This is a genomic window from Pelomonas dachongensis (genome assembly GCF_043555865.1).
Classification (GTDB): domain Bacteria; phylum Pseudomonadota; class Gammaproteobacteria; order Burkholderiales; family Burkholderiaceae_C; genus Pelomonas; species Pelomonas dachongensis.
In genome coordinates this window covers 1-26,539 of the sequence record NZ_JBIGHY010000021.1, presented here as the reverse complement: position 1 = coordinate 26,539, position 26,539 = coordinate 1, and the positions used below count along the sequence as shown (strand labels likewise).

At 61.6% G+C, this 26,539-nt stretch carries 22 protein-coding genes, 3 pseudogenes and 1 other annotated feature; of the genes and pseudogenes, 6 read left to right on the top strand and 19 right to left on the bottom strand.

The genetic code is table 11. The features are described 5' to 3' along the window. Window positions 1-242: pseudogene (locus ACG02S_RS25855) on the top strand (transposase); the annotation flags it as partial. A 37-nt stretch (window positions 243-279) separates the two neighbouring features. Here the strand turns inward: ACG02S_RS25855 and ACG02S_RS25850 are convergent. From ACG02S_RS25850 to ACG02S_RS25830, 5 genes are all read right to left on the bottom strand, one after another. Continuing rightward, complete coding sequence (locus tag ACG02S_RS25850) at window positions 280-507, bottom strand: hypothetical protein (protein WP_394473382.1); 228 nt, start codon at window positions 505-507, stop codon at window positions 280-282. Next, window positions 504-2,210 carry an IS66 family transposase gene (gene tnpC, locus ACG02S_RS25845; RefSeq protein ID WP_394473381.1) on the bottom strand — a complete coding sequence of 569 codons (1,707 nt, stop codon included), beginning with the start codon at window positions 2,208-2,210 and terminating at the stop codon, window positions 504-506. Before tnpC ends, ACG02S_RS25850 begins: the two co-directional genes overlap by 4 nt. Window positions 2,211-2,285: 75 nt before the next feature. After that, on the bottom strand, window positions 2,286-2,621 hold the full coding sequence (gene tnpB, locus ACG02S_RS25840) for an IS66 family insertion sequence element accessory protein TnpB (RefSeq protein WP_394473380.1): 336 nt from the start codon (window positions 2,619-2,621) through the stop codon (window positions 2,286-2,288). After that, window positions 2,618-3,148 carry an IS66-like element accessory protein TnpA gene (gene tnpA / locus ACG02S_RS25835; RefSeq protein ID WP_394473379.1) on the bottom strand — a complete coding sequence of 177 codons (531 nt, stop codon included), beginning with the start codon at window positions 3,146-3,148 and terminating at the stop codon, window positions 2,618-2,620. The genes tnpB and tnpA overlap by 4 nt, the downstream gene beginning before the upstream one ends. Window positions 3,149-3,225: 77 nt before the next feature. Continuing rightward, window positions 3,226-4,071: a hypothetical protein gene (locus ACG02S_RS25830; protein ID WP_394473378.1), complete on the bottom strand. Its 846-nt coding sequence runs from the start codon at window positions 4,069-4,071 to the stop codon at window positions 3,226-3,228. 6 nt (window positions 4,072-4,077) lie between these two features. Here ACG02S_RS25830 and ACG02S_RS25825 point away from each other — a divergent pair, with 6 nt between their 5' ends. Then, window positions 4,078-4,278, top strand: coding sequence for a hypothetical protein (locus ACG02S_RS25825; RefSeq protein WP_394473377.1), 201 nt, complete (start codon window positions 4,078-4,080; stop codon window positions 4,276-4,278). Window positions 4,279-4,584: 306 nt separating this feature from the next. On the opposite strand, the gene ACG02S_RS25820 is transcribed toward ACG02S_RS25825, so the two are convergent. Continuing rightward, a protein-coding gene (locus tag ACG02S_RS25820) for an IS3 family transposase (protein WP_394473376.1) occupies window positions 4,585-5,960 on the bottom strand; the annotation gives its coding sequence in 2 pieces (ribosomal slippage) (window positions 4,585-5,451 and window positions 5,454-5,960; 1,374 coding nt in all). A 108-nt stretch (window positions 5,961-6,068) separates the two neighbouring features. Between ACG02S_RS25820 and ACG02S_RS25815 the strand changes: the two are divergent. Beyond that, window positions 6,069-6,374: pseudogene (locus ACG02S_RS25815) on the top strand (transposase); the annotation flags it as partial. A gap of 133 nt (window positions 6,375-6,507) precedes the next feature. Here ACG02S_RS25815 and ACG02S_RS25810 read toward each other — a convergent pair. From ACG02S_RS25810 to ACG02S_RS25755, 12 genes are all read right to left on the bottom strand, one after another. Then, on the bottom strand, window positions 6,508-7,344 hold the full coding sequence (locus ACG02S_RS25810; protein WP_394473375.1) for an ATP-binding cassette domain-containing protein: 837 nt from the start codon (window positions 7,342-7,344) through the stop codon (window positions 6,508-6,510). After that, entirely contained in the window at window positions 7,337-8,368 is a 1,032-nt protein-coding gene (locus ACG02S_RS25805) for an ABC transporter ATP-binding protein (RefSeq protein ID WP_394473374.1), read from the bottom strand. The genes ACG02S_RS25810 and ACG02S_RS25805 overlap by 8 nt, the downstream gene beginning before the upstream one ends. Continuing rightward, a complete protein-coding gene (locus ACG02S_RS25800) occupies window positions 8,343-9,482 on the bottom strand; it encodes an ABC transporter permease (protein WP_394473373.1) in 1,140 nt (379 codons plus the stop codon). The genes ACG02S_RS25805 and ACG02S_RS25800 overlap by 26 nt, the downstream gene beginning before the upstream one ends. Beyond that, window positions 9,479-12,781 (bottom strand): ABC transporter substrate-binding protein, encoded by a 3,303-nt coding sequence (locus tag ACG02S_RS25795; protein WP_394473372.1) that lies wholly within the window; start codon window positions 12,779-12,781, stop codon window positions 9,479-9,481. The genes ACG02S_RS25800 and ACG02S_RS25795 overlap by 4 nt, the downstream gene beginning before the upstream one ends. Before the next feature lie 28 nt (window positions 12,782-12,809). Beyond that, window positions 12,810-13,253: a CPBP family glutamic-type intramembrane protease gene (locus tag ACG02S_RS25790; protein ID WP_394473371.1), complete on the bottom strand. Its 444-nt coding sequence runs from the start codon at window positions 13,251-13,253 to the stop codon at window positions 12,810-12,812. Between the two features lie 97 nt (window positions 13,254-13,350). After that, window positions 13,351-14,529: a lanthionine synthetase C family protein gene (locus ACG02S_RS25785; RefSeq protein ID WP_394473370.1), complete on the bottom strand. Its 1,179-nt coding sequence runs from the start codon at window positions 14,527-14,529 to the stop codon at window positions 13,351-13,353. Between the two features lie 13 nt (window positions 14,530-14,542). Then, complete coding sequence (locus ACG02S_RS25780) at window positions 14,543-17,665, bottom strand: lantibiotic dehydratase (RefSeq protein WP_394473369.1); 3,123 nt, start codon at window positions 17,663-17,665, stop codon at window positions 14,543-14,545. Window positions 17,666-17,735: 70 nt separating this feature from the next. Further along, a complete protein-coding gene (locus ACG02S_RS25775; RefSeq protein ID WP_394473368.1) occupies window positions 17,736-18,008 on the bottom strand; it encodes a hypothetical protein in 273 nt (90 codons plus the stop codon). Between the two features lie 149 nt (window positions 18,009-18,157). Next, window positions 18,158-19,714 carry a hypothetical protein gene (locus ACG02S_RS25770; RefSeq protein ID WP_394473367.1) on the bottom strand — a complete coding sequence of 519 codons (1,557 nt, stop codon included), beginning with the start codon at window positions 19,712-19,714 and terminating at the stop codon, window positions 18,158-18,160. 58 nt (window positions 19,715-19,772) lie between these two features. After that, on the bottom strand, window positions 19,773-20,285 hold the full coding sequence (locus tag ACG02S_RS25765; RefSeq protein WP_394473366.1) for a toxin-activating lysine-acyltransferase: 513 nt from the start codon (window positions 20,283-20,285) through the stop codon (window positions 19,773-19,775). 37 nt (window positions 20,286-20,322) lie between these two features. Then, window positions 20,323-22,452, bottom strand: a complete 2,130-nt coding sequence (locus tag ACG02S_RS25760) for a peptidase domain-containing ABC transporter (protein ID WP_394473365.1) — start codon at window positions 22,450-22,452, stop codon at window positions 20,323-20,325. An 88-nt stretch (window positions 22,453-22,540) separates the two neighbouring features. Further along, entirely contained in the window at window positions 22,541-24,001 is a 1,461-nt protein-coding gene (locus ACG02S_RS25755; RefSeq protein WP_394473364.1) for a beta-barrel domain-containing protein, read from the bottom strand. A 337-nt stretch (window positions 24,002-24,338) separates the two neighbouring features. On the opposite strand from ACG02S_RS25755, the pseudogene ACG02S_RS25750 reads away from it, so the two are divergent. The 3 genes and pseudogenes from ACG02S_RS25750 to ACG02S_RS25740 all read left to right on the top strand — a co-directional run. Further along, window positions 24,339-25,151 (top strand): annotated as a pseudogene (locus ACG02S_RS25750) (IS3 family transposase); the annotation flags it as partial. Then, window positions 24,676-24,785: a sequence feature (AL1L pseudoknot), on the top strand. Its footprint overlaps the pseudogene before it by 110 nt. A 131-nt stretch (window positions 25,152-25,282) precedes the next feature. Beyond that, window positions 25,283-25,438 (top strand): hypothetical protein, encoded by a 156-nt coding sequence (locus ACG02S_RS25745; protein WP_394473363.1) that lies wholly within the window; start codon window positions 25,283-25,285, stop codon window positions 25,436-25,438. A gap of 9 nt (window positions 25,439-25,447) precedes the next feature. Then, window positions 25,448-25,786 carry a transposase gene (locus tag ACG02S_RS25740; RefSeq protein ID WP_394473362.1) on the top strand — a complete coding sequence of 113 codons (339 nt, stop codon included), beginning with the start codon at window positions 25,448-25,450 and terminating at the stop codon, window positions 25,784-25,786. Here ACG02S_RS25740 and ACG02S_RS25735 read toward each other — a convergent pair. Next, window positions 25,731-26,036 carry a hypothetical protein gene (locus ACG02S_RS25735; protein WP_394473361.1) on the bottom strand — a complete coding sequence of 102 codons (306 nt, stop codon included), beginning with the start codon at window positions 26,034-26,036 and terminating at the stop codon, window positions 25,731-25,733. The genes ACG02S_RS25740 and ACG02S_RS25735 overlap by 56 nt on opposite strands. Window positions 26,037-26,539 lie beyond the last annotated feature (503 nt).

The following is a 26,539-nucleotide window of genomic DNA, read 5'->3' as shown; positions in this document are numbered from 1 at the left end:
CTGGCGCTGGCAGAGCGTTGACGGCGCCATGATGAAGGCGCCACTGGCTCAGGAATCCGCAGGCCCCAACCCGACGGATCGGGAAAAAAAAGGGCAGCAAGAGACACCTGCTGGTGGACGGCCGTGGCGTCCCGTTGTCGCTCGTCGTGAGCGGGGCGAACGTTCATGACTGCAAGCGGCTTGACGACGTGCTCTGTGCCATCGTCGTCGACCGCAAGAGCCCGCCACAGCGGCGAAGCAAGGTGAGCGTCCAGCGACGCCATCTTGACCGGCGATCAGTCAGTCGCTTTGCGAGTTGACTTCGTCGATGACATCGCCATCGGCGTAGAACCGGCCGACCGCCTTGTCCAGCCGCTTGAGAAGCGCTGCGAGCGTCTCCCCGTCGCGCCGCACGAGCATGGCAAGGGAGTTGTGAGCATCGGACGCGGCGGCAACGCACTCAAGTTCATCGAGCGCGCCGATGGAGATGCTTCCGCCGTCAGCGATCAGGGCTTCGATGTGCTTCATTCCTTGGCCAGGTTGTCTGCTGGACGGGGCGCCCACCGATGCGGCAACAGCTCTTCGAGCCGGCTGTTGAGCAGTGTCGGCAGACGCTCCAACACGTCACGCAAGTAGGCCCACGGGTCGTGCCCGTTCAAGCGTGCGGACTGCACCAGGCTCATGATGATGGCTGCCCGCTGACCGGCGAGCTCGCTGCCCACGAACTGCCATGCGCGGCGTCCCATCGCCCAGGGCTTGATTTGACGTTCAAGGTGGTTGTTGTCGATCGCCACCGCGCCGTCCTCGAGGTAGCGCGTTAGCGCTGCCCAGTGCCCCAGCGTGTAGTCGATCGCCTTGGCCGCAGCGCCGCCGTCTGGGACGAGGCGTCGCTCGAGTTCGAGCCACTGGCGCAGCTCGCTCCATAGCGGCCTGGCCAAGCGCTGGCGCTGCGCCATGCGCTCTTCGTCACTGAGTTGTTTGAGCTCACCCTCGACCTCGTAGATGCGAGCGAACCGCCGCAACGCATCCAGCCCGACGGGGCTCGTGCCGTCGCGCGTCAGTTCTTCGAAGTTCCTGCGTGCATGGGCGGCGCAAGCCGCGCTGATGCGACCCGGGTACAGGCGCGGGTCCACGACGGTGTCGTAGGCGCCGTAGCGGTCGGTGAGCAGCGTCCCGGTCCATCGTCGCTCGCCGAGCTTGTCGTCGCCGTTCAGGAAGGCCACCGGGTACTGCGCCCCGCGCCCTCGACAGAACTCGTAGATGACGCCTGGCACCGCGTCGTGCCAACTTCGCGCGTAGGCCCACATGTAGGCCCGGCGTGTCTTGCCCGCGCCCGGGTCCAGCAAGGCCACCGGCGTCTCGTCGGCGTGCACCACACGGCAATCGAGGATGAAGCGCTTGTGCAGCTCGTACAGCGGCTCCAGGGCCGCGCCCACCTGGCCTGTCCCAGCCGCCAACGTCGAGCGCGGGGTATGGACGCCAGAGCGGGCGTTGATGGTCTCCTGCCGGTAGTACGGCAGGTGATCCACGAAGCGGCTGATCGCCGTGTGTGCCAGCAGCCCACTGGCGGCGATGCCGCCCTCGACGATCTCCGGCACGCTCGGCGCCTGCTTGAGGACCTGGCAGTGCCGGCAGGCCCACTTGCCGTAGATGTGGCGATGCACGAAGAACTCGGCCGGCACGATGTCCAGCCGCTCAGTGACGTCTTCACCAATGCGCTTCATGGGACGCCCGCAGCCCTGCTCTTGGCAGTCGGTGCTGTCCGGCTCATGGCGGTGCTCCACGCGACGCAGGTGATCGGGCAATGCCTTGCGACGGGGCTTGCGCGGCGGCGCCTTGGGCTTGGCGCCGGCGGCCGCCGCAGCCGCCTCGGCTTCACGGCGCAGACGCTCGAGCTGCGCGCGCAGCGCGGCTTCGTCCTCGGACAGCGTCTCCTCGAACAGGCGACGCTGGTCTGCGTTCATCGCCTCGGACTTGGCCCCGTAGGTCCAGCGCTTCAAGCGGGCGAGCTCGAAGTTGATCTTCTCGATCTTGGCCTCGCGCAGCGCGATCTCGCGGTCCTTGCGCTGCAACAGTGCGTCGCGCTGGGCCAGCGCCTGGTCACGCTCGGACAGTTGTTGCGCCTGGTCCTGTACCTGCTGCTGCAACCGAGCGATCAGCGCGGCGACCTCGGACGAGAGGCCCTGAGGATCAGTGGATGGAAGACCACGCATGCCGAGCATGCGTGGCATCGTGCCAGAGCTCGCCGATGAGGCCCATCGGCACATGCACTGTCAACCGAATCACGGTTGACCTTGCGACGAGACTCAGACCCGCGTGATGCTGCTGAGCTCGGGCAGGCGCTGCCACGGCAGGCCCAGCACCAGAGCGTCGAACTGGGCGGCTGTGAGCGCCAAGGATGGCGTGGCGCCCGTCGCTGGCCAGACGAAGCGACCGGCGTTCAGGCGTCGTGCTGCGCACCATACGCCGAAGCCGTCGTGCACGAGCAGCTTGATGCGCGTGCCGCGTGCATTCGCGAAGAGGTAGCCGTGATGGGCCTGGGCGACTCCGAACACCTGCACCACCCGCGCGAGCAGCCGTTCGGTGCCGGCGCGCATGTCGATGGGCTCGGCCGACAGCCACATGGCGTCGATCCGGATCATCGAAGCAGCTCGCGCATCCAGGCCGCGCACTCGGCGGCCGCGCTTGCCGGCCACGTCACCGTGACGGCTGTCGCGCCGCGCTGCAGCTCGATGCGGATGTCTGGCGACATCGCAGGCGTGGCCGGCGAAGGCAGCGACACCGGGACGAACGCAGGCGTAGTCTTCGGCTTGGCCGCGGCAACGGCGATCTCCGTCCCGTCATCGCTGGTGGTCGCCTTCATCTCCGCCTCGGCCACCCAGCGTCGCAGGAGATTGGCGTTGACGCTGTTGGCCATGGCTACGGCCGCGATTGAGATGCCCGGCTGTGAGCAAGCGGCTACGAGGTCAGCCTTGAATTCGTCGCTGTGGCGGCGACGACGCCGACGCGTGCCAGCTTGTTGAGAAGTCGTAGTGTTCACGTGTCCACCAAGAAGTTGAACTGACCCCCAGAAGTTGGACAGCAAGTGTGCGTACTTCGCCGGTGTTGCACAACAGATCGCGATGTGCACAGCGATGCGAAAAAGGCTAACAGCTGTCGGTTCGACCATCCGAAGCACGTCGTGGAGCCGCAAGCGGTCAGCGACCCTTTCCCGCGCCGCTGGGCTGGGTCATGAGACCTTACCCGCTAGAACTGCTCAAACTCGAAGCGAAATTGACCGGCGGGCAACATCAACGCTGGCGCAGGCTTGCCGGCTTCGACAATGACGATGTCCGCCGGGATTGCCTGGGCCGGGTGGCCTTGGTGAACGGCATAGATGAGGCGGCGGCCCTGGGCTGGCAGCCATGCGTCCGGAATTGGAAAGGGCCGCCGCTGCGCCCACGCCGCGAGCCACGCCGGACGCCCGTTGACCAGTGAGTGCGGCGGATGGATGACTTGCAGGTCTACCGCACCCGGCGCCAGCTGCAGCAGGCGGGCGCTGCCGTCGGCCTTGCGAAGCACGAAGGGCCCCGACCCATCATGCAGGGCCAGCGCGGGGCGGTAGCTGCTTAACTCCCGCGACGGATCAGGGTGGGCATGGGTCCAGCTCTGGTCAATGCTCAGCGGGTCGATGCCGGTCATCTGCTTCAACTCGCCGGCCATCCACAGCACGCTGCCGCCACCCTGCCCCAGCGGCTGTGGTGTCTTGAGGGCATGGCCGTATCCGACGTGGATGAATATCCTGGCCTGTGGCTGCCGGGCCAGCACCTGCTCGACCAGGTTGCGCGCCTGCCGCTGCTCGCGCTGGCGGATGCGCTCGGGGCCTTGCACCGACGCGTCAACATCCGCCTCGTAGGCCACCAGCTTCCAGCCATCACGGCGGGCCTCGCGGATGAATTCTGCGAACACCGGGTCCTGCAGATAGGCCCCGCTGCGTCGATCAACGACGCCGGCATTGGGATCGACGCCGCGGGTGAACGCCTCACAGGCGAGGTATTCGAAGCCGAGCTTGCGCAGCTCACGCGCCAGCCGCATTGAGAAGGCGCGGTGCATGGGTACATGGTGCGCTTCGTTGAGTATGACGATCTGGCGGGTCGCTGCCTCGCGCAGGATGACAGCGAGCGCGTCCTCGGCGCGGTCTTGGCTCAAGTCGGACGCCGGCTGCCTGCGGGCCGGCTGGCTGGCGTCGAAGGCCGCGATGGCGCCATCCACGTCGCCCAGCATGGCCTGCACCGACGCTACCAGCTGCCCCGACCCTGACGGCCCTTTGACCTCAGCCGCACGACGCAGCTCGCCAGCGTAGCTGTACGACTCTCCGCGCGGCTGCAACTCTGGAACGACAGCACATCCAGACAGCACGTAGGCGACTGCAAACGCAGCAATGCGCAACAACATCCAGTTCCCCTATTTGACTGAAGCTTGCATGCTACGGCAGCGTTAGAGGGCACCGCACGTCTGCTTGCGATCAAGACTGCGGCATGGCACCAAGCCAGAGGTCGGTCGGTGATGAGAGCCTGCTGCCATCTATGAGCCGTCAAGCTATTCGCGCTCGGCTGAAGCACGCGTCTAGGGTGAGACACCAGCGACCAGCTCTCGGTACTCGATCGGGCTCATCCCATTTAGGGAGGTCCGTATTCGATCTTGGTTGTAGTACCGGATGTAGCCCCTGAGCCCGGCCTCAAGTTCATCCAGGCTACTGAACTTGTTGACGTGGAAGTATTCCGACTTCAGCGTCCCGAAGAAGCTCTCGACCACGGCGTTGTCCAAGCAGTTCCCCTTGCGCGACATGCTCTGCGTGACGGCATTGGCGCTGAGACGCTGGCGGTACTGCTCCATCTGATATTGCCATCCCTGATCGGAATGCAGGACCGGGCGGTCACCCGGGCGAAGCTTCGCAAAGGCCCGATTCAGCATGGCGCCGACCATCGTGAACAAGGGGCTTCGCGAGGTAGCGAAGGCGACGATTTCTCCGTTGAACAGGTCCACGACGGGCGACAGATAGAGCTTCTTGCCATCGACCTTGAACTCGGTCACGTCAGTCGCCCACTTTTGGTTCGGCCCTGACGCGCTGAAGTTGCGTTCGAGAACGTTTGGCGCCACCTTGCCCACCTGGCCGCGATAGGACCGGTACTTCTTCGGTCGGACGATGGATTTCAGTTGCAGCTTGTCCATGAGCCTTTGCACCGTCTTGTGATTGATGACGGTGCCCAGCCGGCGGAGGGTCGCGGTGATCCGTCGATAGCCGTACCGCCCCTTGTGTTGGTCGTAGACGGACTTGATGAGGTCCTTGGTGGCCGCGTACTTGTCCTCAGCCGCAAGCGCGGCCTGCTGGTAGTAGAAGGTGCTTCTCGGCAAGTCCGCCGCACGAAGCAGCGTAGGAAGGGAGAACTTCGGCCTCAGTTCAATCACGACTTTCGCCTTCTGCCTGGCGCTGATGCCGCTTGAGATTGAACCAAGGCCCTCAATTTTTTTAGGTATGCGTTCTCCGCGCGAAGGACCTCCAGTTCGTCGAGCAACGCTTGTCGGCTCGGTCCCTTCTGGCCGGTGTCCTGGGGCGGCGGTCCGGCTGGGACCTCTGGCACCCTGTTGGCCCTGCGTGTGGCGTGATGTGGCATCAGACCGGCAATTCCATCCCTGCTGTACGCGCGCTCCCACTCAGCGATGCTGTTGCTGCGGCGGACGTTGAAGATTGCCCCAGCCTGCCGGCACGACAGTCCGTCGGCCTTCATCCGCTGAAGGACGTCGAGCTTGAATCTTAGGTCGTAGGTCTGCCGCCGCTTCTGCTGGATGCCGGCTAAGCCGAGCGCCTCGTAGCCAGCAACCCATTTGCGAAGCGACGCGACGTCGACGCCGTGAAGCTCTGCTGTCTTCTTAAGGCCGAGCTCGCCGGATCGGTAGGTCTCAACGGCATCCAGCTTCTGCTGCTCTGTGTACTTGTTCAAATTGGGGTCTCCGTGGAGTCCAACTTTCTGGGGTCAGTTCAGAGTTGAGGTGGACACGAGGCTCCTATGCGGCTAACGGTCCTTCAAGATGGTCAGACTGGACGCTCACGAAGCAAGCATCTGTGCGCCGACGCGGGTTATCGCGGCCGGGAGCACATTCGCACGATCGAGGCGTACGGCTACATCCCTCACGTCGTTGACCGGCGCCAGGAGGCTGACCGGAAACGGCGCGACCCAACAAGGAAGGCCAGACGCTGGGTCGTCGAGGTGTGCCACAGCTGGTTCAACCGCTTCCGCAAGCTGCTCGTGCGCTACGAGAAGCTTGAACGCAGTTTCCTCGCGCTGAACCATCTGGCTGCCGCCATCATTGCCTTCCGCAAAGTGCCAACGGCTACAAACATAATTTACGGATAAGTTCTTAACTTCAGCAATCCTGCGGTGGGCCCCTGAGGGGCCCCACTGAACGGGCGAGCTGCTCTACCCGCGCCGCCGCCAAGGCGGGCGACGCATGCAGTTTGCCGTTCTCCTCCGCCGGGAGGCGGGGCGCCTAGATGCGAACCGGCACGCTCGGAACCCTCGCGCGCTGACTCGCGTCCGACGAAGCGGCAATGCCGTTCTTCAATGCGGCGATGAAGTTCTCGGCCGGTATCGGCTGGGTAATGCGCCCATCCTCAAGCACCGCAATGCGATCGGCGACCTGGCGCACCAGGCGAAGGTCGTGCGCGATGAAGATGTAGGTCAGCCCCAACTCTTCCTGCATACTGGCTAGCAGGTTGACGATCTGGGCTTGTATCGAGACGTCGAGCGCTGAGACCGCTTCGTCACAGACCACCAGCGCAGGGCGCAGGATCAGCGCCCTTGCGATGCCGATACGCTGGCGCTGGCCACCACTGAAAGCATTCGGGTAGCGGTGCACGCTGTCGGCGTGCAACCCGACCCGGTTCAACATGTCCACGACCCGGTAACGCAGCTCCGTCCCCCGGGCCAGCCCGTTGATCCTCAGCGGCTCTTCCAGAATCTGGCCAACCGTCATGCGGGGGTTCAGGCTCCCGAACGGATCCTGAAAGACCATCTGCAGTTCCTGCCGCAGCGGCTTCAATGCGGCGGGCCGGGCCGACACCAGGTCGATAGGCTCGGCAGCCGACTTGCTGCGGAACAAGATCTGGCCGCTGTCTGGTTTCATGGCGCACATGATCAGTCGGCCCAGCGTTGTCTTGCCGCTGCCGCTTTCCCCTACCAGTGCCAGTGTTTCGCCGCGCATGACGTCAAAGCTGACGTCGTCACACGCTTGCACGGTGCCGACCTGGCGCCTGAACAAGCCCGCGCCGAGCAGTGGGAACCGCTTGCACAGATGCCGAACCGACAGGATAGCCTTCTCATGCATGGCACATCTCCACTGCCTTGAAGCAGGCGAGTTGGCGCCCCGCAGACACGCGCTCAAGTGGAGGTGCCTTCGTGTCGCAGAGCCCCGGCTGAGCGTTCGGGCACCTCGGATGAAACCTGCATCCCGAAGGCATGGCGCCCCTTTCCGGCACAGCGCCGGCGATCGTCGGCAAACGGCGCGTTGCAGCGCGGGGCATGTCGGCCGGAACGGAATTCAGCAGGGCTCGGGTGTACGGGTGCGCGGGCTGGCACATGATGGCCGGCGCCGGCCCCTGCTCCACGATCTGGCCGCAATACATCACCGCTACGTCGTCGGCCTCCTTCGCGACGGCAGCGAAGTCGTGCGTGACCAAGAGCACGGCCATGCCGAACTGGTCCTGTTGGCGCCTGAGCACCTGAAAGACCTGGGCGCGGAGCCGCTCGTCAAGCGCCGTCGTGGGTTCGTCGGCCACGAGCACCTGCGGCCGGCATACAAGGGCCATCGCGATGACGGCGCGCTGGCGCATCCCGCCGGAGAGCTCGTGAGAGTACTGCGACATGCGCGCCGCAGGGTTCGGCAGCCCCAACTGCTCGAGCATCTCGATGGCGAGCGCCTTGGCGTCACGCGCTGGGATGCGAAGGTGAATGCCGATGGTCTCGCACAGCTGGGCGCCGAGGGTGTGTACCGGGCTCAGGGCAGACTGGGGTTCCTGAAAGATCAGCGCCACGAGTCCTCCCCGCAGCCGGTAGAGATCGGCATCCCTCTCGGACAGCGCCAGAACGTTGATCACGTCCTCCCCTCGGGGCCTCAGCAGGATGCGCCCGCCATTGACCCGTCCCGGCGCCTGAATCAGGCGGAGAACGGAATGTGCCGTCGCCGACTTGCCGCAGCCACTTTCCCCCACCAAGGCGAGGGTCCGGCCGCGCTGCAGGCGCAAGCTGACGCCATCCACCGCGGTGATGTCGCGCCCATCCTGTCGGAAGCACACCCGTAGATCCTGGATCTCCAGGCAGCTAGGTTCAATCGGCATACGGATCGGCCACATCGCGCAGGCCGTCGCCCACGAAGTTGAAGCACAGCACGGTCACGACCACCAGGGCGCCCGGCATGAACAGCCATGGGTAGTGCATGGCGGTCTTCACATCCAGGCAATCCTGGAGCATCACGCCCCAGCTCACGACGGGGGCACGCAGCCCGAGCCCGAGGAAAGAGAGCGCCGTCTCGCCGAGGATCATGGCGGGCATGCTCAGCGTCAGGGTCGCAATGACATGGCTGCTGCAGGCCGGCAGCAAATGCCGCGCGAGCACGTAGGCATGGCTGGCACCAGCCAGCCGCGCGGCCACGACGTAGTCCTCGTTGCGCAGCGCAAGGACCTGTCCGCGGACCACGCGGGCGAGTCCAGTCCAGTTCAACAGCCCGAGCAGCACCGTGATGGCGAAGTAGCTCGTCACGGCCGACCAATTGGGTGGCACAGCGGCGGCAACGGCAATCCACAGCGGCAATTGCGGCAGGCTCTGGAATATCTCGACGCAACGTTGGATCCCATCGTCGATGCGTCCTCCGGCGTAGCCGCTGATCGCACCGACGCCCAGGCCCAGGACGAGGGACAGAAGAACGCCGACGAGGCCCACCGTCAGCGAGATGCGGGAGCCGAAGATGATGCGGCTGAGGATGTCGCGGCCGTACCTGTCCGAACCCAACAAGAACAACGTCGGCTCCGCCCCGCCGGCGGCGGGAACGCCTGCACGCGATGCATCGATGCCAACCAGCCGGCGCGTTGTAGGAATGAACCCCAGCAGGCGCGCCGGCGTACTGCGGGCCAGCAAATGCACCGGCACCACGTCGTCGAGTTCCTCGAAATCCCGGCGGAAAGTGATCGGGTCGACGTGTGGCCGCAGCAGTCGCACATGGAGCCCGTCTTGCAGGTTCCAGTGCAACGCCTGCGGCGGGGCGTACGCGTAGTCCAGGTGGCGCTCACCAGCGGGGTAAGGCGCCACGAACTCCGCCATCAGGCTCACCAGGTAGAGGAAAGCGATTACATAGAGCGACGCCACTGCAATCCGGCGCCTTGCGAACCGCCGCCGGGTCAATGCCCACGGCGACAGGTGCGTCTGCGGGCAGGGCTTGATCGGGCCGAGGCCGTCCGTCACTGCCGTCATGCCAGGCGCCTTTCGGAGCGGACCCGCGGGTCCAGCCACAACAGCAGCAGGTCCGCCGCCAGGGTGCCTATCACTGTTAGGGCTGCAAGAACCATCAGCAGCGAGCCGGCCAGGTACTGATCCTGGTTGAGCAGGGCCGAAATCATGAGTGGCCCCACGGTTGGGAGCGAAAGGACGACGGCCACAACAGCGCCGCCGGAAATCATGCCGGGGAACAGTTGCCCCACGCCCGACACGAAAGGGTTGAGTGCCAGGCGGACGGGGTACCTGAACAGCAGCGCCATCGGGCGCAAGCCCCGCGCCCGCGCAGCGACAACATACGGCTTACGCAACTCGTCAAGCAGGTTGACCTTCATCACCCGGATCAAGATGGCCGTGCCCGGCACCGCACCGACCACCACGGGCAGCCAGAACTCGGCAATCAATCCGCGCACGCCGGCAAGCGACCAGCCGGCGGGCAGCGCCGCAGCGGACGCCATGCCCGACTTGCCGATCCATGTCATCAGCACCAACGCAAGGAAGAATGACGGCACGCTCATGCTGACATAGCAGACGATCGAGCAAATACGCTCCGGCCAGGCGTGTTGATGGACGGCCGAATAGACGCCGATGGGCAAGGCGAGCAGCCAACTGAGCAGGACACTGGCCAACGAGATCGCCAGCGTCACCCAGATCCGGTCACCGATGAGTTGGTTGACCGGCGTGGTGTGTTCCATCGAGAGGCCAAGGTGACCCTGGGCAAGGCCTCGATCCGCTTCGTCAAGCGTGGTGAACCACAGCAAGCCAGTCCAGCGTAAGTACTGCCTCCACGCCGGCTCATCCAGGTGGAAGGTGCGGCGCAGATCGTCCGCTTCGCGCATGGCGCCTGATTCGCCCGCCTCTGACAAGACCGCCAGCCGCGCCGTCACAAAATCTCCCGGGGGCATGCGCATAACGGAAAACACCAGCACCGACGTTACGGCTAGCGTCGGGATGGCGATCAGCAGCCGACGAGCAATAAAGGGCTGAAACTTCGCCAGCAGCAGCATGACCACGCCCGCCAACAGCCAGAGTTCCCACGGCGCCCGCGCCTGGTAGCCCGCCGCGACGGTATGTACCTGCTGCTGGCTGGTGTTGCGGTGCAGGCGGGGCCGGTCCAGCAGGGCACGCCTGACGTCCTGGGGTTCGGCGTCGGGCGGATGGCCGAAAAAGTAGGTCTCCACGCCAGCGTTGGCCGGCGTCCGAGTGACAGCGGAGTAGAGGGCGTTGTGGGGAACGTTGTGCAAGTCATTGTTGACCACCACGAGGAACGGCGTCGCCTCCGCGATATTGATCGTCCAGAGGTTCGCTGCAGCGACGTCCAGTGCATCCTGGAACGCCTTCACCTGCTCAGACTGGGAAGGCGCTCTCTGTGCCGCGAGCAACGATTCGTACGCCCTTCGCATCGGGTGGCCGGGTTCGGGACCCTGCGCGTTCGGCAGCCCCTCGACGGCCTCGGGGCGGTGAAGGCCTCCACGGCTGAACCACCGCCCCCACTTCACCGCGAACAGGCTTTCGGTGTCAGGCGGTGCAAAGAGCACCGGCTGGATCAACGGGAACATGTCGCTCTCGCTGGACCAGACCATGAAATCGAAGTCTGCAGCGTCGCGCTTGGTATAGAAGAGCGCGCGCTGCATCTCCTTGGCCACAGCGCGGATGCCAACCTTGGCCCAGTCCTCGACGACGAACTCGCCCGGGCCAAGCCCGGTGAATGCGGAGAAATTCAAGAATAGAGTCAAGTTGCTGCCGTCCGGCAGCGTTCGCATGCCGTCCACGTCGCGCCGCGTGAGGCCGAGTTCGTCAAGCAACGCTTGGGCGCGGCCTGGGTCGTGCTCGACATAGGCTTGGGCGAGCCCCTGGTGATGGAAGGGCGAGTGCGGCCCGGGTTCCACTTGCGCCGGCCGCACTTGGCCGTTGTACTCGGCCTTGATGATGGCCTGACGGTCGATCGCGAGTGACAGGGCCTGCCGGAATCGCTTGTCGGCCAGCAACGCGGCCTTGCCGCCTGTTTCCGGGTGCAGGGGATCGACCCGGCGATTCAGGTTCGGGTGAAGCAGCCAGTTGGAGCGCGACGCCGGATACCAGTGGTAGACCTTGAACCCGCCCGCATCGGCCTGGGCCACCTCCCGGGACAACAACTCCGTGTAGTCCTTGTAGCGGACATTGCGACCTTGCATGCTGACCTCCCCGCCCGCCAGCGCGGCATCCATCATCTGGGGGCTCTTGATCGTGAACTGCAAACGGTCCAGATAGGGCAGTTGGTTACCTGCGGCGTCGACAGCGAAGTAGAAGGGATTCCGTATGAAGAGATAGGACTGGCCGGGGTTGGAATGGCCTAGCACCCATGGCCACAACCTTGGCGCCTCTGGGTTGTCCCATCGTTTCAGGCGATTGTTGTAGAGCGCTCGGGCATTGTTGATGCCCAACGCTCGCATTTCGCTGGCGAGGAAGGCCTTGTCCGCAAGATCCGGATGATAACGGCGCCAATAATGGGCGGCGTAGCGCACCATTTCCTGGCTATAGCTTGCAAGGATTTCCGGAAAATTGCCGTATGGCTCCTGGAAGCGAAAACGCACCGTATGGCTGTCGATTTTCTCGACAATCGTGGCACCACCACCCGACATCATCCAGCGCGTTGGTTTTCCTGTGCCGATGCTGGTATTGTTGTCATCATATTGCCACCAGAACATGATGTCGTCGGCGGTGAACGGACTGCCGTCGCTCCATCTCACGCCTTCGCGCAGGCGAACCACATATTCCCGCTTGTCTGGCGAGGTTTCCAAACCCGTGGCCAGGTGTGGAACAATGGGATAGCCCAGAGGAGACCAGCGGAAGAGCCCAGGGTTTGCAATGCGATATTCGACATGAAATACATCTCCCTCGCTTGGCGAAACGCGCTGCCAGGTGCCCCCATAGTTTCCTGTGCCCGTCTCGACACCGCTCAACACTACCGGCTGGGGGCCAGTGCGCTGCTCGACTGGGGGCAAATGTCCCTCCTTGACGAGCGTGCCCAGGATCGGTGCCTCACCTCTGGGCCACCAAGTGGCGCCTCGCCCTTCAGCGTAGTCCACCTCACGTTGAATCCTTGGCAGTTGGTGCACGTTGCTGCCATCAAAATCGATGTGCTTACGGGCTGCCATCTCAACGACCCTGGATTCCGAAGGGGCGGCCTTTTGTGCGCGATTGTCATTGCGCAATAGCTGGGCAATCAGGACAAGCGCGGCGAAGAGTAGCGCGCCAGCACTGACCAGCTTTACAACGACTTTCAGACTCGATATCACCACCCAGCGCTGCGGCACAGTTGCAACCCTACTCGAAATTGGACAGGGTAACGATCAGCCCGTTGTGCATCCCGTGGCTAAGGTATACGAGCAATATGCCTTGCCATATGCCATACCGGCTCATCCGATAGACGCCCAATGCTGCCCAAAACAAGCCCAAGATGGACACCAAGACAGCGTAGCCGACTTGTTGTGTAGAGAAATGTGCCCCTGCAAAGACCAGTGCGCTCAGACCGATACCCACCCACGCAGAGAGGAAGGTTTTTTTCACCAGCCACATGAACGTGGCCTGAAAAATCATTGTCTCCACAAAGGGCATGAATATGGCCGCAATGACCAAAGTATAGGCCGCACCGAGGCGTTCCAAACCGGAGCTCGGCGGCATTGACCCATTGCCACCCAGCTGCTGATAAGAAAAAAGCAACAGCAGCGAAAGGGCGGCACTGCTAAGTGCGCAGACGGCGGCGAGCATGAAAGTGCTTCTCACCGATTTCCCATTCCAAAGCCCAACTATCGTTTTCTTCATTGCAATCCTTGTCTGCGTGCCGCGAACTCTTTGCTGCGAGAGGTCAAATCAGCAGCCACCGGCTCCAGTCGCCTACCACGGTGCCTTCCATATCATGTATGGCCAGCGCAACGCCAGAGAAGCCTGAAAGCGGTCCTATCCGCGTGACCATATCGCCCCCCCGTTCAGGAAGAGTCTTGTTTCCATCGCGCGCGATCTGTATGTGAAGTTCGTCGTACCAGTATCGAAGTGCCTCTTCGAAATCCGGATCAGGCACCAATCGATTAGCTCGGTGAAGCATCAGGCAGAGGCCGGCCGAACCGTGGCAAAGGCTTGAATCCTTCACGCCGCTGTATAGCGCGGTCGCGTCGAAGCTCGACAGTAGCGCGCTTTTTGCCTCTGCCAGCAATTCAGGGCTGTCCAGCGCCAGCCCAGCCTTCAGGAGTGCCCAACCGATACCGACGTCGCCATAGCACCACGCAAGCCGAGAGGGAGAGGACTCGCCATAGATGTGGGGATATTGCGTCCGTCCAGTCGCACGTCGGAGCTTGGAACTCAGCAGCCAATGGATCGACGCTTGCAGCAATGGCCGGAGCTCATCAACCCGAACTTTCTGGTCTACAAGTTCTGCCAGCAAGCAAATCACGCCAGGCACGCCATGCGCTACGCCCAGATTAAAATTGCCCAGAGGCTCTTTCTCGGCACTGCTGCCCATCCCGTAGAACGTCGGCGACGTCCTCCAGGTAGCCCCGACATCGACATGCTCTGCCCGAGACTGCAGCACGTCGATGACGCGCATCATCAAGTCGGGGCGGCCGTGCTCTGTTCGCAACAATGCATATACGCCCATCCCGACGAAACCGGAGACCAGGTCAAAATGCATGCGATGGCCATAACTATCCAAGTAGTCGATCAACATCCCATCCACGGTATCGAGGTATTTTTCAACACCGGGGCGAATCTCGGGAACACGTCGCGCGCACATTTCAATCGTGAACGCACACCCCGTCGTGCCGCCGTAAAGCCCCGCAGTAAAAGACCTTGAGTTTGCAACCCTTTTGAAATAACTGGCGAGCCCATGCATCAAGCCTTGATCGGCCTGCGCGTCGCTGGCGACGAACAAGCGGTACAGCAATGCACCGCCCATGCCGGACGCCAGCGAAATATCCACATCGCCCGGCTCCGAAGCCAGACCATCGACCAGCCCGTCAAAACTGGACCGAGCGGCATTGAAGGTTTCCACGCGGCGTCCCTGCTCAATTCGACTTTGCATGTGCTGACCTAAGCAATTTAGTGACGTGATGCCAGACAATGTATTCCTGCGGACGTGAAGGTGAACGCAAGAGGCGGTTACAAAGCATGTGGACCAAGCTGGGCAACATGTAATGCACAATTTGCATCGACGGAACGAGCCTCATGATGTCGGCCACTCTTGATTGCCATTCCGCGAATGCCTGATTGATGCTCGAATTCGGCGAGATGAATTCACCGTCAAAAGTCTTCTCGAGCGTCGCGCGGGACTTTCTGAAATGCGTGTCAGCGCGTTGGATCATCGCGGAAGGAGGTTTCAGCTCAGCCTGAAAATTCTTCAGTTGGGACACAGCAAAGTTCAATTGCTGATCCAGGTCAACGAAGGAATTCCGCATGTATCCAAGCGCCGCCCCAATGCAATATGAAAGGCGCTGCTCACTGTATCCGGCTGCCTGGGCCGCTTCAATCGCGCGCAGACAGTAGAAGCTGTCTGCACTGAAAAGACGCTCCGCAATTGCCATGCCGGCACTCCCCCCATACCTCACCACTTCGGGGCAGTACCTCGCGTCTTGCAGGGTCAACAGTTCATACTCGCCTGAGCGGTGGATAGCGGCCGACAGGCTGTTGGCGACCGCGTCGCAAAGCGTCGGGTCACCGAATACTCGCAGCCTCAGATGTAAGTCTGGATCAGCGTATCGAACGAAGTGCCAATGGTCGAAACGATCAACGTGTCTCAGCGAGTCGATCAGCGGCTTAACGATCCTCACCAGCAACGACTCGATCTGCACCTGCGGTCCATAGATCTTGAAGTATCGATAGGGTGTCGACGGACCTTTGTAGCCATCCAATCCACTGGTCGAGGCCGCCTGGCGGACCGCCTGTGACCGCTTCGCTTCGAGCGCGGTCGACTCCTCCGGGCACACCCGGAAGGGCAGGATGATTTCGCTTCTGGGCTCGTCAGCATGAAAATGTTCAAGAATGGACTCCGAGACTGTCGCTTCCTGGTGGTGGGCGATCTGGTCGACGAAAGCACATAGCGCGATATCTGACGTGGCGTCGACCTCCAGGAGCCTGTCCCCTTGTTTCAAGGTGAAATGCTGCGGAACGCCCTTGCCGCAAAGAAAGTTCCGTACACCGCCATAGTCCGATTTGGCGCTGAGGGCCTTCATTCCCGCAATGTCTTTGCCACTGAGGCGCCATTGCTCGAGGCTAAGAATGACGTTTCGGCATACCACTCGCGGTAGGTGCTCATGGTCTTTGTATATCTCCCATGGCCAGCTGAAATTGGGTGCTGCCTCGTATTGAAGACGCAACGTTGCTAAGAATTGGTAGACGCCCAGACAGTCGCTTCTCATGAAGTTATGGGCATTCGTGAGGCAGGGAAATATTTCCTTGTCGAGCGACTTTGACCAAACGACAGGGCGGCCATCTACCAAGCCCACGAAAAGGTCGTGAAGCGGGATATCGGCGACATCTTGGCCACTCGCTTCATTCAGCGTGATTGCATGTTTTCTGTGTGCCGGCCTCGTTAATACGTTGACAAGTCGAGGCGACTGCGCATGTACTATCTCCGCGAATACCACATTAGGCCGGAGCTGTTCTTCTTCTGCGATCGAGCCCGCGAGGGCCCGGTCAATATCGGCGTCCCCTGCTGCAAATCGTGCGATATATATGCCCGGGCCGGGCGCAGACAAAGTATTGAGCAATATTGCGCGCCGATTTCCGATGGTCAACGCGGGCAGCACACTCAAATTCGCGGCGAGGGAAATCGGAAAGAATTCCTTCCCCGCCTCATCGCTAGCCGAGAATTCAGAGACGTCCAGTTGTTTTAATGAGCCATTTTGCAGCGGGGGCGAAAGCTGCTGCTGCAGCCACTTCAATAACTCCCCCTTGGAATTTCGGCCAGGCGTGGACGGCTGCCAGACGGCTTCAAACCAAGAGGCGCTGTCAGCCGCAAAGCCGAAGCCGACGCCGACTTCGGGGTTCAGCGCCTCCATCAAGCTAACAAAACGTTCACCGTATCTTTTGCCAAACCTTTCAGCAAATTCTTCGATGGTTTTGGGGCGGGTGACCGGGAACATCCTGAACAGCCACTTCGTCGCATGGAACACGTCCTCGACATCCGTTTCGGAGACGGCTTGCCGCGGCCTGTTCAGGAATTTGTCGACATGGAATATTTTTCCAGCCTCCGTCTCGACGCCTAAATTGCCAAGCTCGGCTATTAAGGTCTTCTCCAACTTAAGCAGGCGGCCGTCTTCCAACATGCCGGGATGGAGAGCAGTTTGCAAATACTTGATAATAACTGCCCATTCTTTGGACGCGTGATGACGGTCCGACAACCTCTCCAAATCGGTAAGGATCTTTTCATCCGATTTTGCCGACAATAGCGGAAATCGTGGGGTGTCGAAAAGCACCTGATGCCTGATCAATTGCTCGATGAAGTCCGAGGCCTGCTCTGCGGAAATGTGCGGATACATTCGGCGAACAATATCGACGCCATCTTGCAGAACCCGCGGGCGCCCGAATGCGTCAACCAAGCTGGCCACCAAGTCGGGGGCGCCGAGGCGAAGACGACTCAGTGCATATTTATAGGCGTGATTGACAACTTTCCGCTCCGTGATCCACACGTGCCCGCCCGCCACGCTGACGAGCGGATTAGCGCGAAGTAAGAGGTCCTCTCCGCGGCGCGTTCCTTTGGCGATGGTGTCGCGCAGCGCGGCCAGCAATCCTCGGTCAAGCGATACCTCAACACGGAATTCGGCATCGGGCATGATCTCAGCAGGCATAGCCGCAGAACCGATATTGCCGATGCCTGTGGCGGCGAACAGGCCGAAGGGCGTTGCCCTGGTGCAATTACGGGAGGCGTATCGATAGAGAACTAGTGCCGACTTCAACAAATCCCTTTTGTCGAGCGTTTCGCTCCTGCTGAGCTTTTCAACCAGCCTGCTGTTGGCAACCTGTACGGCCAGCCGGAACTGCGCGTCGGTCAACAATGTTCCTATCAACGCTCGAGCATCGTCCGCAGTGCCACGCCAAGCGTGCTCGTTCAGTTGTCGCAATTTTGCGATGTTTCCGGAACTGGTCCTGACGATGGTGTATCCATCGGCTTTAAAATCAAATGCTTTCACGCCGCCGGCTTCCAAATCGTGTGCCGTGAATCCGGAGATTCACGGCATGGGTTAACTGCTGACGCGCGCTTTATTGATCAGAGCAGTAGCTGGTGTCGTAGCATGAAGAAGTTTCGCCACTGCAAGTGGTTGTGCCGCCGCCCGGGCCACATCCGGTCGTAGCGCAGTCCGTCGTTCCGCCGCAGCCTTGGGTCACCAGTTGGCAGATATTCGTCAACAGGCCGATGGTGAAACAGATCACGCCAGCGGTACCGCCGGCACCGGCAACCGTTTGTGCTTCTTCTGGCGTCAGAACGCGGACGAGATCTTGTTCAATGGACAGTTCAGTCGGAATGATTTTCATATGAAATATATGATTGGGGTTTAAATTTCAAAACGTTAGTGCGAATCAGATTCCTTGCTTCTAAGGCATGTTGTCTCCCTGGGTGTGAATTGACATTTCTTACTTGTTGTTCTCGTTTGCATAGCTTATTGAGCCTATAAAAACCGTTGTCATTGAATTGAGTCAAGAACCCTCAGCTGCTCGATCCCGTTGCTCGCGATGATGTCGGGATCCAGGTCGGAAACTGCTCGCTGGGCACGCATGACTGTTTGATCAATGAACTGGCCGACATCTTTGCCGCCGTCCGCTTCAAGCTGTTGCAGAGCCTTTACGAGCGCCCCACGGTCCAACTCGGGCAATTCCGCATTCTTGCGGGCAGCCTGCGTTGTGAAAAATTTGTCAACGGTGCATGGCTGCGCAACGCCGCAGCTCCGAGCCCACCGGCGGACGGCTTCATAGTCGTGAATGAACAGCGCACGTAGTTGGTCGTCCTCCAGTAGTGGCCGCAGTGCTGACTCCCAAGAAAAAGAGCAGTTTTCGGCACCTGCTTTTGCCAGGATCATGTTCAGGTTGTATCGGCCTGCCGCGCGCGGCGGTGGGGTCGTTGAGTGGCCGGTGTTCCAGCCCGTGTAAGAGACGAATGCTTCGTCGGCGCCTCGTCGCCAGATCAATCGCATGCTGTTAAACAATGCTTTGCGCAAAGGTTCAGGGCATTGAATAGCCAAGTCTTCGGTCAGGCCGGCCATCTTTGCCATTTCGATTTCGAGGCGGACGGCCAATTGCTTGTAAAAGACTCCTTGCAGGTCGGACACCGAAATCACCTCCGTACCGCCCAGGTCTGGCCTGTACTTGGCCAGTTGAAGTCGCAAGCTGTGCAAGATCCGCGCAAGGTATTTGCTCTCGTTCCATGGATCTTGCCAAACGGGCGGGCGGGCGCGCCTTCTATAGCTTGATACGTAGCTGCTCACGCCAAAATCGAGATATTGACCGCCTAAGGCGATGTTTGAGCATGTCAGCGAGCCGTGAGGAAACCTCTTTGCGAAACTGGCTGCACACTGCCATGCCATGCGCCGCGCAAGGTCGCGCAAGCCTGCGTCCACGAGTGCGGCGCCCTCGTCGTGAGGGTGCTCAAGTGCCATGGCACTCCTCATGGCGATTGGCAGCAGTCCCAACGCCGTCTGTGTGCGCGCGGCGTCTCGGCTCAGGCCCGCCCGGTCAATGTCGGGCAGGCGTCCTTCAGGGTTTAGTACATTCCGCAGGAAATGCGCCGGTCGGGCAACGAAGGGCCGAAATATGAGGCTTCTCATTGCTGGCCTAGCCTCGCCCGGCGTGAAGCTCTCCGTGTATTTGCCGCCAGTGAGCGCAATGGCGATCGTCGGGACCGAACCAAAGGGCAGGGCGGCGGCGTAGATTTGGCTGTAGATCGCTTCCAGGCCGGCCTCGGTAAGGGACATGCAGCCTGATGAGTGATAGATGTCAGCCGTCGGACTGACCAGTGGTGTCGTACCGACGCCTTTGGTCTGCAAAGCGCCGTAGCTGGTGCAACGCCCGCTGCCTCCCGCACTGCCACAACCGGTCCCGCCATACCGGTCGGCCCATTCAGTCCGGGTTTCGGAGGCGTAGGCCGCGAGCGCCTCGAAATCCATGGGCCGACAAAATATCTGTGCCGGGTCGAAGCCGAACCTTTCGCCTTGATGCGTCGTCCAGGCGATGACCGGGCTTTTCAATCGCGACGTCACGACGTCCGCACGGGCGTTTGCGTGACAGATTAGGGTTTCCAAGTGCTCACCTCGACTGAATCGATGCCGAGTGGCGGCCAGCTTTGATGAAGCTACTGCGGTCCTGACGGCTCAGGCGCTTGAAGATTCGCTTCGCACCTTTCAGCCGAAAGTAGGTGAGTTGCTCATGGTCTTTAAATACCACGTCGCGCAGGTCTTCAAGCACATACGGAAGCGCCCCGGGCAATACCGCCATATCGAGAATCCAGGGGCTGCTTCCGTCGTTGTACTCCCAGTCAGCGAGAACGCGGGGGCGGCCCGCGAGAAGGTCGCGCTCGACGTCCGGCGTCAGCAGCGCCCACATCACGTAGCCGAGGCATTTGTCGTAGTTATTGAAATACAGCTTGAGCTGACCGACCTGCTGAATGGAGGTCGCCATCTTCACGAAAGCGCCCAGGGGCATCTGCCCGTGCTTGGCAAGGCGAGCCGCAAATTGGCAAAGCATTCCGATTTCCAACGCACGGCGCACCGCTGCGGATTCGCTTCGCATCTCGCCCCCAATGGCGCTCAAAGAGTGCATTTCAATACTCCGATCTTGTTTGCGTTTGCCTACATTGTTAAACCACGGCGGAGGACGACACCACCTTCACGAGTTCCGCTATCTGGCCGCCCGATGGGGTTGCCGTGAGTTGCACCACGCGCTGAGCTCCAGCAATGGTTTCAGGACGGTGGGCGATGACCAAGCGCGTGAGCCGCATATGAGAAACTGCAGCCGTCACGGCCCTTTCATTAACCAGATCCAGATGGCTGGTGGCTTCATCCAGGGCCAGTATGCGAGGCCGCTTATAAAGCGCCCTCGCCAGCAATAGCCGTTGTTTCTGGCCACCAGACAATCCGGTGCCGAGGTCCCCAACGAGAGTTTCGTAACCCATCGGCATGCGGCAAATGTCGTCATGCAGTTGAGCCATGACGGCGCACGCCTGAATATGGGCCGGGTCAGGGTGGATGTCGAAAAAGGCGATGTTGTCGGCCAACGTGCCGGTCAGCAGGACGTCTTCCTGCATCACGGTGCCGACCTGGCGGCGGAAGTTCTGCAAGCCGACCTGTGATACTTGCTGCCCGCCAAACAGCACTTGTCCCTCGTCGGGTTTGAGCAGACCTAAGGCAATTTTGAGCAGTGTCGTTTTACCGGAGCCTGAAGTGCCTACAACTGCCACGCTTTCACCGGCGTGGATGGTGAGGTTGATATCCTTCAGGATCCAGGGCTCGTTCTCGCCGTAGCGGAAACTCACATTCCGGAGTTCTATGCTGGGTTCCAGGTGAGCGAGCACATTCTCCGGAACATCGTCCTTCTCGGGACGCTCGAGGCAGATATCCGCCAGCCGCTCAGCATGAAGCCCAAGCATTTTTAGGTCCACCGCGTAATTGATCAATGCCGAGATGCGGGTGGAAAATTGCGTCTTGTAGCTGATGAATGCGAACAGCATCCCGATGGTGAGACCCGCACCATCGGCGCCGCCGCTGACCATTTGCTTCATGATGAGCTTGGCGCCAAGCCAAAGCACCAAGAGATTCTCAAATCCGAACAGAAAGGTATTTGCCGTGCCGAACGCCATACTCATCCGAGCCGTGCGCAGGTCGCGGTTCTGCACCTCCACGAGGAGGTTTTGCCAGCGTGCGCGGCGTTGCTCTTCGCGGCCGAACAGCTTGAGCGGAGTCATTGCTCGCAGAGTCTCGAGAAAATGAGTGCTCTCGTTTGCCGCCACGACCAAGCGTTCGGCAGAGGCATCCCGGAAAGGTCGGTATGCCATCCATCGAAGCAGTCCGTAGAGCGCGACCGCTGCAAGCGTGACAACGGCCAGCGCGGGAGCGTAGATGAACATCATCATCAATGCCGCGACGGCCATCAGCCCGTCAAGCACGGCTTCGACGAACGCCGTCGTCAACGTGCGCTGAATTGCTTGCACGGCGCCGAAGCGGGATGTGATGTCACCCAGGTGGCGCCGCTCGAAGAACGAGACCGGCAGTCTCACCAGGTGCGCAAACACGTTGCTGGCCCACTGCAGCGACAAGGTCTGGCTCAGCACGATGACCATCCACGAGCGGGCCAGACCGATCAGCGTCTGGACGATGAGCAAGAGGCCGAATCCCAGCACCAGCACCGTCAGCAGATCTCGATCTCCCGCGGTCAGCACCTCGTCCACGATCAGTTGCTGCAGAAGCGGCGCTGTGAGGGCGAACAACTCCAAAGCCAGCGCCACCCCCAGGATCTGCATGAGCGCACGCTTCAATCCAACCACCTTGCCAGTCAGGGCGGTTAAGCTCACTCTCCGTGCAGGGCGTCGCTGCTCAAAATCGGTCCTGGGGGTGAGCTCCAGCGCCACACCCGTGAAGTGTCGGGAGAGTTCTTCCCGGGACAACTTGCGTTCACCGATCGCAGGATCGAGCACGGTGACATGCTTGCGGCCCACCTTGCTGAGTACCACGAAGTGGTTCAAGTCCCAGTGCAAGATGCAGGGCAGTGCCAGTTCCGGCAGGTTTCCCAATTCAAGGCGCAGCGGCCTGGAATTGAGCCCGGACATGCTCGCCTGATGAATGATGTCCTTCAGCGTCTGACCTTTGATGGTGGACGCGAAACGCCCGCGCAATTCGAACAGCTCGACGAATTGGCCGTGGTGCCCGAGCACCATCGCCAAGCAGGCCAGCCCGCATTCGGACGCCTCAGATTGAAGAATGATCCGAGTCATTCAGAACGTGTCCGAATACAGCCTGTCGTTGCAGCACGCGCAGCGCCCCGGGCATGGGCCAAGCAGGAATAAACCTCATCCATCGGATTCATTGGAGATCCACGCTCGAAGTTGCTTCCTGGCTGGGTGGCTTTTGGCTGCCCGTGACAGCCAGCACCGGTTCGAGCAGCCATTCCCATACCTTGCGTCGGTCCTGCCGCACGTCAGCGTCCACACTCATCCCTGCCGCCAGGTAGGTCTGCTTTCCGTAGGTGTCGACCGTCTGCCTAGCCAGCCGGACGGTGATGCGATACATCGGCTCGTTCGCTTGTGCCGCGGCGAGCAGGGCCTGAGCTTGGCCGTTGGGCAAGTCCTGCGACGCGATGGGGCTGCGGCTCAACGCTATGACCTTACCTTCCGCCATGCCGAACTTCTGGTAGGGGAAGGCGGCATAGCGCAGCCATACCGACTGGCCAGGCTGGATGAACCCAGCGGTTCGGCTGGGTGCAAAGAGTTGGGCTTGGAGGTGCGACGGGTCCTCTGCCGGCTGGCCGCCGCCCTGCGCCGCGGGCACAAGGCTGACCAGGGTCTGGCCTGACTGCACCGCCTGGCCGGCTTCCAGCGGCAGGACGCTCACGCGGCTGTGCTGCGGTGCGGTCACCGTCAGGCTGCTGCGGCTACCAGCTTCCGTGCTCTCCTGGTCCAGCGACGCGAGACCTCGGTCCAACTGGGCCAGCGTCGTCTGAGTCTGGGTTCCTAGGGACTGCCGGTCGCCGCGCACGGCTTGCAGGTCGCGTTGGAGAGCTTGCAGGTTGCGCTCTGCTGTCCGCTCGCGGAGTTGCAGATCGAGCTGCTCTTCACGGGTCTGTTGAACCTGCGCCGCGGCCACGAAGCCGTCTTTGGCGAGCTGTTGGTGACGCTCCAGGGTTCGTTGCGACAACTGCAGACGCAACCGATGCGTTTCCAGTTCCGCGAGCGCCTGCCGCTCTTCGGCCTGCAGACTCTGCTGTCGCTGCTGCAGGGCTTCTAGACGCTGCCGCAGGTTCTGTTCGGTCAGGCGGCGCTCTGCTTCAAGGGAGGTGCGCCGCGCGGTCAACGCTTGAGCGATCAAAAGGGCCGCATCGCCCGCAGCGGTGACGCGTTCGCTCTTCAGCCGGATCAACGACTGGCCGGCTGCAACTTCTTCGCCTTCGCGGACATGCACTTCGGCAATCGTCCCGGCTTGAGGAGCCGCCACGTTGATGAGGCCGCCAGATGGCAACAGGACCCCGTGTACCGTGACCTTGCGCGTCACCTCGCCCCAGCAGGCAAAGGCTACCAGTGCGCCGGCCATGAGCAGCGACGCGCCAGTGACGATGCTGAAGCCGAGAGGCCTCCCGATTCGGATGCCGCCCATCCATTGCGCCTGGCGCGCCGCAAGAACCTCAGGCCGGAACAAGGGAGCGTCCGTGATGACCTTGCCCTCGTTACTCGTTGCGGCTCCCATTTGCGCCTCGCTGCGATCAGAGCTGACCACGCGGGCACCCTTGGCAAGAAGATATCGCAACCATTTCTTGGTGGTGATCGCCACTATTTCTCGAACACTGATGGCTTGCACGGGCACGGATTTCAGGCGTCGCCTGAAATTTCGCCTGAAAGCACCCGCGGTTAGCGCCTCCAACGGCACTCATCCTCGCGCAATGAGCCATGTTGTCTCCGTAAGTCGCCTAAGTTGATCGGCGGCTTTTTGTATTTCGAAAGAATGGTAGCGATATTCTTTTTGGTTGAGGCTGGTAATTTTCCCGCCGTCGAATCTGTCGCGCCCGTCATCCCGCCTTTGCGCTGCGCCCAGTCGATGAAGTCGCGACTCGTCATCTCCTGAATCGCCCCGGCTTTCGATGAGGCCCAACCTTTGAGAGGATGGAGCCATGAGGAGGTCAGTGAAGTTTTCGCCGGAGGTCCGCGAGCGGGCCGTGAGGCTGGTGGCCGAGCAGCGCCGCCAGCATGTGAATCGCAGTGGACGGCGGTCGTGCCCATCGCCGCCAAGATCGGCACCACGCCGCAGACGCTGCGGAACTGGGCGCGCCAGCATGAGCGCGACACCCGTCAGCGCGAAGGCGTCACCACCGTCGAGGCGACGCGCCTCAAGGAGCTCGAACGCGAGGTGCGCTGTGCCAACGAGATCCTTAAGCTGGCAAGCGCGTTTTTTCGCCCAGGCTGGCGGCCGACAGTTTTCTTGAGCGCAGCTCAGGATAGTTGGCGCCGGGCGCCCAGGCGGAGATCGACCGCCGGCTGAAGTCTTGAAGGACTTCGTGGACGAGCACCGCGACCGCTTCGGGGTCGAGCCGATCTGCCGCGCATTGCAGATCGCCCCGTCCGGCTATCGACGACGCGCCGCTTGCCAGCGCAACCAGGCACTGCGCCGTGCGCGCGCTCAGCGTGACGCGCCGTTGCTGCCCCATGTGCAGCGCGTCAGGGAGGAGACCCTGCAGGTCTTCGGCGTCAAGAAGGTCTGCTGCCAACCCGCACGCGAAGGTCACGCGACGCCACGCTGCGCGGTCGAGCGGCTGATGCGCCGTCATGGCGTGCGCGGCGTCGTTCGCGGCAAGGTCGTCCGTACCACCCTCAGCGACGCCAAGGCGGCGTGCCCGCTGGACCACGTCGAGCGCGTGTTCAAGGCCGAACGGTGCGACCAGCTGTGGGTGTCGCACTTCACGCATGTCTCGACCTGGCAGGGCTGGTCACGTGGTCGGCCATGCAGAACGCCTGGAGCCCGCATGAACACTGGCGATGCGCAGTGAACGCCGATGGTCAGAACTCCCAGAATCAAATTCAATGACCCTTGATTCCTGGGAGTTCTGGAGGGCAGGCGATGGCGACCGACGACTTCTGCCGCGCACGGCTGGACGGCATCGTGGATCCCCGCGATCCGCTTGCAGTCCTTGGTCGGCGGATGCCCTGGTCGCAGATTGAAGCCTCGCTGGCCCCGCTGCTCGCGCGCAAGGCCCGCATGGGCAAGTCCCGCTAGGACGCCGACATGTTTGGCCCCACGCTGGTGGAGGCCGCCGGCGGCGTCAGCCGCGCGGGCCGGCCGCGCCTGCCGATCCGGGTGATGGTCTCGCTGCTGTACCTCAAGCATGCCTTCAACGAGAGGGACGAATCGGTGGTCGAGCGCTGGTCGGAGAACGTGGTCTGGCAGCTCTTCAGCGGCATGGAGTACTACCAGAGCAAGCTGCCTGTAGGCGTCCGGCAAATACATCTAGACGAGTTAGCCTGGAATAATCGTGATGGCACCTACCGTCGCAGCTACTCTCCGGACCCTATCGCATGCCACGGATGTTGTCGTCGATTACCACGGCGTACACGTCATCGCTAAACCCTGGGTTATCACGCCGTAGCTTTGCTACCGCCTCCTCATAGGTCAGCGCTTCATCGGCATACTTGAAGAACGCGGCGCCCACATATGCGTTGGGGCCGCTGTACAGGCGCCTTGAGCGCTGTACCGCATCTGCGACGACGTCGGCACTTGCATCGGGCAACAGGTCTACAGGATCAAGCGGGCAACCGAAGTATTCACCCCATTCCCTCTCGGTGAAGTACATCGCGTAGAAGACGGCGTCGAGCACGGGTGCGCCAGCGGCCTGCTTAATGACTTCGCTTCTCCGTTGCAGAACTCTTTCTGGCGGTCCCAAGATGCCCCGTAGGATTCGGTTGCTCCGGGCACATGTGCATTTGGTGAGGAAGGCGTCCGAGGGAGGGCCTACGTACTCGACTTGTATGCATTGCATGCACTCCGGGCACTTCGCCGAGATTGGCGCTTTCAGCTTGAACTGCTCTACCGCAAGTTCGGCGGACAAGCGAGCCCGTCGATTCAGTTCTTCTGGGTCTTTTGACATTGATGCATAAGCCTATGGGCTATCTCGGCGCGCCACCTCTCCCGGTATTTATCGTGGTCCGCATAGCAGATGGTTGCGGCCGACCTTTGGTCGGCGAAGAGGTGGCTTAGAACTTATCCGTAAATAGATAAACTACCGTTCCGAGCCGCATTGGGCGCGGTGTTGGATCGAAACCTTGGCGAAACGTGCTGAGTCATGGGCGGTGACGGACGAGTTCTGGCAGCGTGTTGAAC